The sequence below is a fragment of the Pseudomonas sp. 57B-090624 genome (assembly GCF_003234055.1).
Lineage (GTDB): Bacteria > Pseudomonadota > Gammaproteobacteria > Pseudomonadales > Pseudomonadaceae > Metapseudomonas > Metapseudomonas tohonis.
On sequence record NZ_QKRU01000122.1, the window covers coordinates 1 to 10,205 of the forward strand.

Annotated in this window: 11 protein-coding genes and 1 pseudogene; 3 read left to right on the top strand and 9 right to left on the bottom strand. The window is 67.2% G+C overall.

Going from position 1 to position 10,205, the window contains the following annotated elements:
• Window positions 1–381: 381 nt before the first annotated feature.
• The 3 genes from DMX10_RS30895 to DMX10_RS30905 form a co-directional block, all read right to left on the bottom strand.
• Window positions 382–1,404, bottom strand: a complete 1,023-nt coding sequence (locus tag DMX10_RS30895; protein WP_111264679.1) for a FecR family protein — start codon at window positions 1,402–1,404, stop codon at window positions 382–384.
• Complete coding sequence (locus DMX10_RS30900) at window positions 1,401–1,922, bottom strand: RNA polymerase sigma factor (RefSeq protein WP_111264680.1); 522 nt, start codon at window positions 1,920–1,922, stop codon at window positions 1,401–1,403. The genes DMX10_RS30895 and DMX10_RS30900 overlap by 4 nt, the downstream gene beginning before the upstream one ends.
• 156 nt (window positions 1,923–2,078) lie before the next feature.
• Window positions 2,079–2,969, bottom strand: coding sequence for a formate/nitrite transporter family protein (locus DMX10_RS30905; RefSeq protein WP_111264681.1), 891 nt, complete (start codon window positions 2,967–2,969; stop codon window positions 2,079–2,081).
• A gap of 229 nt (window positions 2,970–3,198) precedes the next feature.
• Here DMX10_RS30905 and DMX10_RS30910 point away from each other — a divergent pair, with 229 nt between their 5' ends.
• Window positions 3,199–3,525: a hypothetical protein gene (locus DMX10_RS30910; RefSeq protein ID WP_111264682.1), complete on the top strand. Its 327-nt coding sequence runs from the start codon at window positions 3,199–3,201 to the stop codon at window positions 3,523–3,525.
• A 101-nt stretch (window positions 3,526–3,626) separates the two neighbouring features.
• Here the strand turns inward: DMX10_RS30910 and DMX10_RS30915 are convergent, their stop codons facing one another.
• On the bottom strand, window positions 3,627–4,190 hold the full coding sequence (locus DMX10_RS30915; RefSeq protein ID WP_111264691.1) for a GNAT family N-acetyltransferase: 564 nt from the start codon (window positions 4,188–4,190) through the stop codon (window positions 3,627–3,629).
• Between the two features lie 216 nt (window positions 4,191–4,406).
• Here DMX10_RS30915 and DMX10_RS30920 point away from each other — a divergent pair, with 216 nt between their 5' ends.
• Window positions 4,407–4,610 (top strand): hypothetical protein, encoded by a 204-nt coding sequence (locus DMX10_RS30920; RefSeq protein ID WP_111264683.1) that lies wholly within the window; start codon window positions 4,407–4,409, stop codon window positions 4,608–4,610.
• A gap of 579 nt (window positions 4,611–5,189) precedes the next feature.
• Here the strand turns inward: DMX10_RS30920 and DMX10_RS30930 are convergent.
• The 4 genes from DMX10_RS30930 to DMX10_RS30945 form a co-directional block, all read right to left on the bottom strand.
• The gene (locus DMX10_RS30930) at window positions 5,190–5,807 is read right to left on the bottom strand and encodes a hemolysin III family protein (RefSeq protein ID WP_111264685.1); all 618 of its coding nucleotides are present in this window, start codon (window positions 5,805–5,807) and stop codon (window positions 5,190–5,192) included.
• 127 nt (window positions 5,808–5,934) lie between these two features.
• Window positions 5,935–6,852, bottom strand: a complete 918-nt coding sequence (ppk2, locus tag DMX10_RS30935) for a polyphosphate kinase 2 (protein WP_111264686.1) — start codon at window positions 6,850–6,852, stop codon at window positions 5,935–5,937.
• A 168-nt stretch (window positions 6,853–7,020) separates the two neighbouring features.
• A complete protein-coding gene (locus tag DMX10_RS30940) occupies window positions 7,021–7,395 on the bottom strand; it encodes a hypothetical protein (protein WP_111264687.1) in 375 nt (124 codons plus the stop codon).
• Window positions 7,396–7,568: 173 nt separating this feature from the next.
• On the bottom strand, window positions 7,569–8,585 hold the full coding sequence (locus tag DMX10_RS30945) for a transporter (protein ID WP_111264688.1): 1,017 nt from the start codon (window positions 8,583–8,585) through the stop codon (window positions 7,569–7,571).
• 193 nt (window positions 8,586–8,778) lie between these two features.
• Here DMX10_RS30945 and DMX10_RS30950 point away from each other — a divergent pair, with 193 nt between their 5' ends.
• A complete protein-coding gene (locus DMX10_RS30950) occupies window positions 8,779–9,648 on the top strand; it encodes a LysR family transcriptional regulator (RefSeq protein ID WP_111264689.1) in 870 nt (289 codons plus the stop codon).
• 46 nt (window positions 9,649–9,694) lie between these two features.
• Here the strand turns inward: DMX10_RS30950 and DMX10_RS30955 are convergent.
• Window positions 9,695–10,205: pseudogene (locus DMX10_RS30955) on the bottom strand (carbohydrate-binding protein); the annotation flags it as partial.

Genomic DNA, 10,205 nt, shown 5'->3' on the forward strand with positions numbered 1-10,205 from the left:
GTGGACATGGGGGTGCCTATAGGGAAGCTCTTGGAGCGCTTCTTGGAGCCTCCCATCAACATCACTACACCGCCTTCGGAAGCCGGTTAGAAGTTCCCTTCATCAACCGGCTATTCCGAATACCCAAAAATAATTTCGGGGTGCTGCCGACGGGGCGTGACAAGGCCCGTAGGCGCGTGTCGGGCGGGGCCTGCGGACCGGTGACAGCGCTGCGCCCGGGTGAACTCGAACTCATGGCCGCACAGGGTGGATGACGCTCTTTTCATCCACCGACGGGGTGACCGGCGAGCCCGAATGGTGGACCGATGAAGCGCGGTCCACCCTGCGCCCAGTTGATCGCCCTCATGCACCGAGTGGGGCGGGCGTGGACGGCCCGCCCATTCAGTCGAGGATCACCAGCGCAGGGAATTCGTGGAGCTTGGCCGAGGTGATGTGGGCGAGGGAACGCACCACGCCCAGCGGATCGTCCAGGCGGTAGTTGCCGGTGACGGTGCGCTCGCCCAGGCGCTCGTCGGTGTTGATGATCCAGCCCGGGTAGTAACGGCGCAGCTCGGCCAGCACTTCTCGCATGGGGCAGTCCTCGAACACCAGGCGGCCCTTGACCCAGGCCAGCGGGTCGGCCCGGCCATGGCGCCGATCGCCGAAGCCGTCGGGGCCGATGCGGATGCTGTCGCCGGCACCGAGGCTGATACGGGCGTTGCCCTCGCGCGAGCGCAGGTCGACTTCGCCGCGTTCGACGCTGACCTCGGCCTCCTCGCCCAGGTAGCGCACGGCGAAGGCGGTGCCGCGCACCGAGACCTGCACCGGGCCGGCCTCCACTTCGAAGGGGCGGCTGCGGTCGTGGGCGACCTCGAAATAGGCCTCGCCCTGGTAGAGGCGGGCGCTGCGCTGCTGGTCGTCGATGCGGCTGGAGAAGGCGGTGTCGGTGTTGAGCAGGATGCGCGAGCCATCGGCCAGCTCCAGGTTCTGCCGCTGGCCCACCTGGGTGAGGTGGTCGGCGCGCAGGCGCAGCAGCAGGTCGCTCTCCAGGCCGATGCCGACCGCCAGCAGCAGTGCGGCGGCAGTGGCGAGGGCTTTGAACGGGAAGCGACGTGGCCGGCGCCGGGTGTCGCGCTCCAGGCGCTCGGCCGCTTCGGTGAGCAGCGGCGATTGCCAGAGGTTCTGCGCCAGGCGGAAGGCCAGGGCGTTGTCCGCCGAGGCAGCCATCCAGGCATCGAAGCGGGCGCGACACTCGGCGTCGGCGCCCTCGAGGAGGATCAGCCAGTCCAGCGCTTCGCCCAGGCGCACGTCGTCGGCACCGGGACCGGCTGCGGGCGGCAAGGGATCGGGCTGGGGCACGGAGGGCTCCTCGGTTTCGGGGGCGCCTATTCTTGTCGAACCCGGGGCCGAGCGGAAGTCTTTCATGTCGGCGGGTCCAGGCGGCTGAGCAGGTTCATGCAGATCGCCATGATCAGCTTGAGTTCCTTCTGCACCGTGCTGGGGGACACATCCAGTTCCTCGGCGATCTCCGCATAGCCATGCCCGTGCAGGCGGCTGAGGATGAAGATGCGCTGCTGGCGCTGGGTGAGCTGGGACAGGGTGCTGCCCAGGCGCTGCAGGAGCTTCTCGGCGTGCAGGCTGTCCTCGGCGGAGGAGATCGGCGCGGCCACGGCCTCGATCACCGCGTCCGGCACATCCTCCAGCAGGGTGCGTGACTGCATGCGCACCCGGCGCAGGTGGTCCAGCGCGAGGTTGCGGCCGGTCTGGAAGAGGAAGGGTTCGAGGTGGTCGATGGGCCGCTCGGCGAGGGTGCGGGCGACTCGCAGGTAGGTCTCCTGCACCAGGTCCTCGGCGACGCTGGGGCTCTTCACCATCCTGGCCAGGGTGCGCAGCAGGGGCATGCGCTGGGCGAGGAACACGCTGTCGAGGTTGGAGGTGGTCACTGCATCATCCGGCCACTGTAAATTGGCGCAAATGATAATCAGTTTTATTGGTGGCGACCAGCGGTCTGCCACGCGGGCGCGCGTGCCACCCCGGGGGCGCCAGGTGGGGTGGGGCTCCGGGCACTTTGGCGCGCGCAATCGGCGTCGACGGCCCGCTCAGTGCCTTCGCGGTCCGTGCGGCGGCGCTTCGTCGCGGGCCTCGTGCGGCGGCTGCGGGCTGTCGCCGTCGCTGCGCACCTGGGCGTGGCTGATCAGGGCGAAGATCAGGCTGCCGCCGACGATATTGCCGGCCAGGGTGGGGCCGGCGAAGGTCAGCCAGAATTCGCGCCAGTCCAAGTGCCCGGCGAACACCAGGTAGGAGACCTCGGCCGAGCCGACCACGATGTGGGTGAAGTCGCCGAGCGCCATCAGGTAGGTGATGAGGATGATGATCCACAGCTTGGCGCTTTCCTGGGAGGGGATCATCCAGACCATGGTGGCGATCATCCAGCCGGAGACGATGCCCTTGGCGAACATCTGCCCGACGTCGTTCTCCATCACCTTGCGGCCGATGTCGAGGAAGGCGGCGTCGGTGGCTGCGTCGAAGATCGGCAGGCGCAGCATCACCCAGGCCACCAGCAGGGTGCCGGCCAGGTTGCCCGCCAGCACCACGCTCCACAGGCGCAGCAGGCGCCCGACGTTGTTCAGGGTGGGCTTGCTCATCACCGGCAGCACGGCGGTGAGGGTGTTCTCGGTGAACAGTTGCTGGCGCGCGAGGATCACCGCGAGGAAGCCCGCCGAGTAGCCGAGGCTGGCGATCACCTTGCTCGCCTCGCCGTCGGGCAGGCGCGCGTTGAACAGCCCCATGGCCATCAGCGACAGGCCCATGGTCAGCCCGGCGGCCAGCGCCGACCACCAGAGCGCGGCAACGTTGCGCTCCAGTTCCTGGTCGCCCTGGGTACGGATGATCTCGTGCAGTACCGCCGCGCGGGGCGGCTGGTTTTCGTTGACGTCCTGCTTCTCCCGGGCGGACAGCCCCGGCGTCTTGCCGTCGTTGGCCTGGCTCATGCTGGTTACCGTTGTGGTTGGGCGTATCGGTTGATCGTCGGAAGGCCCGGGAAGTTCGCCGGCTCGCGCTTGTCAGCGCCGGGTGGCTGTCTACGCTTTCATCACCCCATCGACGAATCGCCGCGAGCGGCGCCGTCGATCACAGCGAGGCGGGGCCGCTCTGGGCGAAGGTGGCGGCCATGCCGGATGTTCGCTACACGGCCTTCGGCTTTCAGGGCAACGAAAGAAGATGGGATGGGACCTGAGCAAGCGCAACGGCGCCGGGCACAAGGGATTCGTCACCGACCTGGCATTCCATGCGGCGGAGCAGGGCGAGCCGGCCTACCAGGACAGATCGGCCGGCTGTGGCGACACCCAGCAGGCCTGCACCTATTTCAATATCGATGGCTTGAGCGTCTGCATGGTGGGGCACATCCACGTGCAGCTGCAGGTGGCGCGTAGCGGCGCCGGTTCGTCGGCGGGCTGGCTGGGCTGGTCGGCACGGCTGGCCGAGCCCCGTTTCGCCGCGCTGGCGGGGGCCGGTCACTTGCCGGCGGGAAGAAGGCAGGCCCGCTGAGGGGCCTGCGCGGAAGGAGCCTCGGGCAACGCCGTGCCCGCTGGCTTGACGTGGACGCCCGCGTTCGCGGGGATGACGAGGTGGCGCAAGGCGCTGGGGTGTTACAGGTCCAGGCGGTGGATGACCTGGGTCGGGTCTTCCTCGTCGCGACGGCGCTGCAGGCCGAACTTGCGGGCCAGGCCACGCATGCCGGCGTTGCTCGCCGAATCGATGGAGTACAGCTGGCGGAAGCCGTTGCGGCGGGCGCTGTCGGCCAGGTGCTGGAAGAGGATGCCGCCCAGGCCGCGACGCAGCCACTGGTCGGCCACGGTGACCGCGAACTCGCATTGGCCGAGCTCGCCGACCCGGGCGTAGCGGCTGATGCCGACTTCGAGCAGCTCGCCGTCCACGTGAGCCAGGGCGACGAGGGCGACGCGGTCCTTGTCGTCGACGTCCATCAGTTGGTCGAGCAGGGACGGGGCCACTTCGCGGAATTCGCCCAGGAAGCGGTTGTGGCGGGCTTCCGGGGACAGGCGGTTGATGAAGGCACGTTCGCGCTCGCGGTCCTGCGCACGCAGCGGGCGGATCAGCACGTGGGTGCCGTCTTCCAGGGGCTCGATCCAGTACTCGCCCCGGGGCGATGCATGCAGTGGCTTGGCTGCGAGGGCGGCGTTGAGAGCGGACATGGCTGTCTCCAGGTAGTGGGAAAGGGGGCGGCGCATTGCGCCTGTGCCTCCTGTTTACCCTCCTGGCGGGACGCCTGATTGATCGAAGTCAACATGCGCTGGACGGTGCCCTGCGCCGGGTTGTCGCAGGGGCCGCGCGGAGGGAACTGACCCAGGTCAATCCGTCCTCCGTGACGGGCAGTAGCGTAAGGACAGAGCCATTGCCGGAGAACACCCATGGACACTCGTGACTGTGCATCCGCACACGCGCTGATCGAATTGCTGCTGCTGGGCTGCGACGGCCAGGAGCGGCCTTCCTCGCCACTGCTGGCCGGGCTGCTGTCGGCCCGGACGCCGGGCGCACGGCCCGCATCCCCGCGCATGGGCAACGCGCTGGTGTCCGGCGGGTTGATGCCCCGGGCCTATTCGCGCAGGGATTGACTAGCCCCTTTCCAGCCAGACGACCGCAGGAGCGAATTCATTCGCGATGGGGTGCGCGGGTGTTCTCAGTGCTGTGCTGGCTGCAGGTCTTTCGCGAATGAATGGGCTCCGTCTGCGTTAGCTGTCGTGAGCTTGATTCGAGGCCTCAGGCCCGCCGCATGGGTTTCGCTTCGCTCTACACCATCCTACGAAAGCCTGTGCGCACCTGTGGTGATGCGCCGGACGAAGAAAGTTGGAGCAGCGGAAACGCCCCTCCAGGAGGCCGAACGCAGTCGTTGCGTCGGGGGACGAGCGGCATGGATGCCGCGAGAGGCGCGCCAGGCCATGGATGGCCCATCGCGCCGGCCCCCAGAGCGACGACGGAGTGAGGGCACCCGACGCAGTCGGGCCGGATGATGGGGCAAGCTCTTTTGGTTACTTTTGGAGCGACTGCGAAAAGTGACTCGCCCGGGGGGGCGAAACCAGAAGCATCAGCAAAGCTCGGCAATCAGCTGGGCTCGAAACCTTCTAGCAACACTTAACGCACACAAAGCCCATGAATGCGCTCCCACAGGGAGGCAGAGGGATGATTACTGACTGTTATATTACGAATCGTACTATCGCCACGAAGTGCAGCAGGCTCCCGGCGATGACGAACAGGTGCCAGATGCCATGCCAGTGGCGGAAGCGGCTGTCGAAGGCGAAGAAGATGATGCCCACGGTGTAGAACACCCCGCCGGCGGCCAGCCAGGTGAAGCCGGTGGTGCCCAGGGCGGCGATCAGGGGCTTGAGGGCGATGAGCACGATCCAGCCCATCACCGCGTAGATGATGATCGACAGGACCCGCGCCTCGGAGCGGGGCTTGATCTCCTGCAGCATGCCGATGATGCCGAGCGTCCAGACGATGCCGAACAGCGTCCAGCCCCAGGCACCTTCGAGGGTGACCAGGCAGAAGGGCGTGTAGCTGCCGGCGATCAGCAGGTAGATCGACAGGTGATCGAGCTTGCGCATGATCACCTTCGCCCGCCCGCGCACGCTGTGGTAGACGGTGGAGATGCTGTAGAGCATCACCAGGGTCACGCCGTAGATGGCGACGCTGACGATCTTCGTCGTGCTGCCATCCAGCGCCGCCAGGACCAGCAGCCAGATGGCGCCGATGCCTGCCAGCAGCGCGCCGACCAGGTGGGTCCAGGCGTTGAAACGTTCTCCGTGATACATGCACCGCTTCCTCGAATCGCTGCGACGTTGCAGCGCGCCGGTCTTGATAGCTGAAAATGCCGGGCGCCGCGATGGTTCCGTGTCTGCGATGCATCGTCACGCGGGTGAGTCACGCCGGAAGTGATGCTCAGTAGACCTCGGGGACGAGGAGTTCGCGGGGCGTCGGGTTGCGCACGTAGTCGGCGTGGCGCAGGCGCTGCGGCAACTGGACGCTGGGCTGTTCGACTTCCTCGTAGGGCATCTGGCCGAGCAGGTGGTGGATGCAGTTGAGCCGCGCCTTCTTCTTGTCGTCGGCCTGTACCACCCACCAGGGCGCCTCCTCGATGTGGGTGCGTTCGAGCATGATTTCCTTGGCCTTGGTGTAGGCCTCCCAGCGACGGCGGGACTCCAGGTCCATGGGGCTGAGCTTCCACTGCTTGAGCGGGTCGTGGATGCGCGCCAGGAAGCGCAGGTGCTGCTCCTTGTCGGAGATGGAGAACCAGTACTTGATCAGCTGGATGCCCGAGCGCACCAGCATCCGCTCGAACTCGGGCACGGTGCGGAAGAACTCCTCGTACTGCTCGTCGTTGCAGAACCCCATCACCCGCTCGACACCGGCGCGGTTGTACCAGCTGCGGTCGAAGAGGACGATCTCGCCGGCGGCCGGCAGGTGCGAGACGTAGCGCTGGAAGTACCACTGGGTCCGTTCGCGGTCGTTGGGGGCCGGCAGCGCGGCGACGCGGCATACCCGGGGATTGAGGCGCTGGGTGATGCGCTTGATCACGCCCCCCTTGCCGGCGGCGTCGCGGCCCTCGAAGAGGATCACCACCTTGTGCCCGGTCTTGACTACCCAGCTCTGCAGCTTCACCAGCTCGCCCTGCAGGCGGAACAGCTCCTGGAAGTAGTTGCGCCGGGCCTGGCGCTCGGGGCTCTCCTCGAGATGGTCGTCGAAGTAGGCGTCCAGGTCGTGGCCGTCCTCCAGCAGCTCCAGTTCGAGCTCCTCGTCGCTGTGGTCCAGCAACTCCCGATGGATGCGCTGCGCCAGCAGGTCGTTGCCAATGCTCATCCGCCACCTCCTTGGTTCGTCGATCCGGCGGAGGTTATGACTCTTTTGTGACGGGCGAATGACAGGGGGCCGGAAACGAGCGAGCCCGCAGGGGGCGGGCTCGTTGCTCGGGGAGTGAAAACCCGGCGCCCCGCACATCCCTGTGCTCAAGGCGACGGGGGGAAAGCGTCAGCTGCAGGGGGCCTGGGGGCCGCCGGTCATGGTTTCGACGTTGTTGAGGATCTCGTTGCCCTTGTTGATCTTCTGGGCGTTCTCGACGTCCTGCATGGTGTAGCTGTTGTAGCCGTTGTTGGCGCTGTTCATGTTGGCCTTGGTCTGCATGATGCTGGTGCCGATTTCCAGCAGGCTGCGGCCGGTGGAGATCAGGTCCGCGGTGGCGTTGGGCGTGCAGGGCGCATTGGCCGATGCGACCTGGGTGCCGGCGGCGGCGTTGGCGGGCGGAGGGGTGAACAGGCCTTGGGTCTGGCCGTTCTGCGGGATGCAGCCGGTGGTGAGCAGGGTGGAGGCGAGGGCGAAACCGGCGGCGATTCCTTGGAGTTTCATCGGGGCATTCCTTTGGTGCGTGATCCGGGCCTGCTGGGCGGCAGGTGTCGTTATCGGCGGGCGGCAGGACGTACCGCGTGGACCCGGAGTTGGCGGCGGGCCGTAGCGCCTGCAGGCAGTCTAGGGAGGGGAGCGATGAGCTTGAATAGTACGGGTGTGCTAGTGGCCGTGACTCAGTAGCCACTTCGCTTGCGGAATGCCCAGCGGCCGGCGAGCAGGGTGAAGGTGGCCACCAGTACGACGAGTATCCAGAAACCTTCCGGGTCGTCGCTGAAGGGCACGCCGCCGACGTTCATGCCGAAGAAGCCGGCGATGATGTTGATCGGCAGGGCCAGCACCGTCACCAGGGTCAGGGTGAACAGGGTGCGGCTGCTTTGCTCGTTGAGGCTGGCGGCGATCTCCTCCTGCAGCAGCTTGATGCGTTCCACCAGGGCGGTGAGGTCACTGATCACCAGGGAGAATTCGCCGGTGGACTCGCGCAGCGTCTGCACGTCGGCGTCGCTGAGCCAGGCCGGAGGGCGGTTCAGCAGGCGCATCAGCGCGCCCGGCTCCAGGGCCAGCAGGCGCTGCAGGCGCACCAGCACGCGGCGCATGCTGCCGAGTTCGGCACGGTTGTCGCTGAGGCGAAGGGACAGCAGCTGGTCCTCGATGCGGTCCACCTGCATGTTGGTCTCGCGCACGATCTGGGTGAGGATCTCCCCCTGGTCGCGCAGCAGGTGCACCAACAGCTCCAGGGGCGAGCGGAAGCCTTCGCCGCGTTTCACCGAGGAGCGCAGCTTGTCCACCGAGCGCAGCGGCTGCAGGCGCGCGCTGACCAGCAGGCGACCGCGGGCGCAGACCCAGAGGGTGGCGATGTCGGTGGTGACCTGGCCGAAGTTGAACACCACGTCGTTGACCACCGCCAGCAGGGCGTCGTCGACGTGCTCGATGCGGGTGGAGCGCGAGCCTTCCTGCAGGGTCTCGAAGAAGGCGTCCGGCAGCTCCAGCTGGGCCTTCATCCAGCGCTGGCAGGCGGCATGGGCAAGATTGAGGTGGAGCCAGAGGAATTCGTCGCCATCGCTCGCGCGCAGGCATTGCAGGGCGCCGTCCGAGTCGACTTCCACGCCGCGCTCACCGGGGCGGAAGCGGAAACCATAGAGCAGACCGACCAGGTCGGAATCCTGATGGCCCTGGGTGAGGCTGTGGTTCATCGGGTACCTGCCGCAAGGTCAATAAAAAGGGCTGCCGCAGCAGCCCGAACAACACGCACCGGAATCTTGTTTGGTTCAGTCTGTTGGTTTTTCGTGACGGTTATGTGACCGTCTCGGACGCCGCGTACTGCATGAAGTCGGCTCGCCGTCGCGCTTATAATCGCCGCGTCTCCCCATTCGGAAACCCACCCTCATGCTCAGTGCCGAGCTCAAGGCGTTCTACATGGTCGCGCGCCTGGGCAGCATCACCCAGGCCGCCAAGAAGCTGGGCCTGAGCCAGCCGACCGTCACCACCCAGATCCGCAGTCTCGAAGCCCGGTACAGCGTCGAACTCTTCCACCGTGGCGGCCGCCGGCTGACGGTGAGCGAGGAGGGCGCGCGCCTGCTGCCCATGGTCAGGACGCTGCTGCAGCAGGAGGCCGACATCGAGTTCTTCCTGCGCAACAGCGGGCAGATGCAGGGCAGCCTGCGCATCGGCGCCACCTCGCCCTATTACATCCTCGCCCTGGTGCGGCACTTCCGCGAGCGCTACCCGCAGATCGACGTGTCGGTGGAGATCGGCAACTCCCAGCAGGTGCTGGAGGCGCTGGAGGAATACCGCGTGGACCTCGCCGCCTCGTCGCAGAAGCTCGACGACCAGCGCCTGGTGCGCCTGGTGCTGGGCAGCGACCCGCTGGTGCTGGCGGTGCACCGCAGCCACCCGCTGGCCGGGCGCCGGGCGGTGGATATCGCCGCCCTGAAAGGCCACAACCTGCTGATGCGCGAGCGCGGTTCCATCACCCGCCAGCTCACCGAGGCACTGCTGGACAAGGCCGGGCTGGACATCGGCCCGCTGCTGGAGATCGGCAGCCGCGAAGCCATCCGCGAGGCGGTGATCCGCAATATCGGCGTCAGCATCATCGCCCGTCATGAAGTGCCGGATAACCCCGAGCTCTGCGTCATCGAGCTGGAGCAGGCACCGCAGATCGACGAATACCTGTGTTGCCTCAAGGACCGCCGCCAGGCGCGTCTGCCGGCCGCGTTCATGGCCGTGGCGCGCGAGGCCTGCGAAGAGGGCCGCTGACGGGCCCCCTGGAAGGAAAGCCCCCGGCAAGGCCGGGGGCTGTGGCTCAGAGCCGGTTGAAGCTGACGTTGTCCAGGTACAGGGACTGCTCCTTGCGGGTGCCCAGTACCAGCAGCTCCACGCGGCGGTAGGTGCCGGCGGGGATCTGCACGTCCTGCTGCAGGCGGCTCCAGGCGCCGCCCACGGTGCCGCTCATGCCCAGGGGCAGGTAGCGACCCTGGCCGCTGGTGTCCTCCAGATACAGGTAGCCGTAGGTGAGGCCCTTGATGGTGGCGTTGCGGCCGATCATCACGTCGGCTGCCAGGCGGTAGCCGAAGCCACCCTGCACCTTGCCCTGCAGCGGAATGCTGGCGCCGCTGCCTTCGTACAGGCGGGCGTAGCTCTCCAGCGAGGTGCCGGTGTTGCCACCCAGGGCCACCAGGCGGGTGGTGCCGTGGAAGCCGGCCCAGCCGGCCGCGCCGTTCTCGAAGTTCCACGCCAGCGTCGAGGGGACGGTGGGGGTGGTCGGGGTGGTGGGCTTCGGCTCGGACACCTCGGTCAGCTCCACCTCATCCACC

Bases quoted from the DNA above. Each gene is read 5' to 3' on its own strand.
- DMX10_RS30895 (WP_111264679.1), bottom strand. From the start codon at position 1,404: ATGAAAGACTTCCGCTCGGCCCCGGGTTCGACAAGAATAGGCGCCCCC.
- DMX10_RS30905 (WP_111264681.1), bottom strand. From the start codon at position 2,969: ATGAGCCAGGCCAACGACGGCAAGACGCCGGGGCTGTCCGCCCGGGAG.
- DMX10_RS30910 (WP_111264682.1), top strand. From the start codon at position 3,199: ATGGGATGGGACCTGAGCAAGCGCAACGGCGCCGGGCACAAGGGATTC.
- DMX10_RS30915 (WP_111264691.1), bottom strand. From the start codon at position 4,190: ATGTCCGCTCTCAACGCCGCCCTCGCAGCCAAGCCACTGCATGCATCG.
- DMX10_RS30920 (WP_111264683.1), top strand. From the start codon at position 4,407: ATGGACACTCGTGACTGTGCATCCGCACACGCGCTGATCGAATTGCTG.
- DMX10_RS30930 (WP_111264685.1), bottom strand. From the start codon at position 5,807: ATGTATCACGGAGAACGTTTCAACGCCTGGACCCACCTGGTCGGCGCG.
- ppk2 (WP_111264686.1), bottom strand. From the start codon at position 6,852: ATGAGCATTGGCAACGACCTGCTGGCGCAGCGCATCCATCGGGAGTTG.
- DMX10_RS30940 (WP_111264687.1), bottom strand. From the start codon at position 7,395: ATGAAACTCCAAGGAATCGCCGCCGGTTTCGCCCTCGCCTCCACCCTG.
- DMX10_RS30945 (WP_111264688.1), bottom strand. From the start codon at position 8,585: ATGAACCACAGCCTCACCCAGGGCCATCAGGATTCCGACCTGGTCGGT.
- DMX10_RS30950 (WP_111264689.1), top strand. From the start codon at position 8,779: ATGCTCAGTGCCGAGCTCAAGGCGTTCTACATGGTCGCGCGCCTGGGC.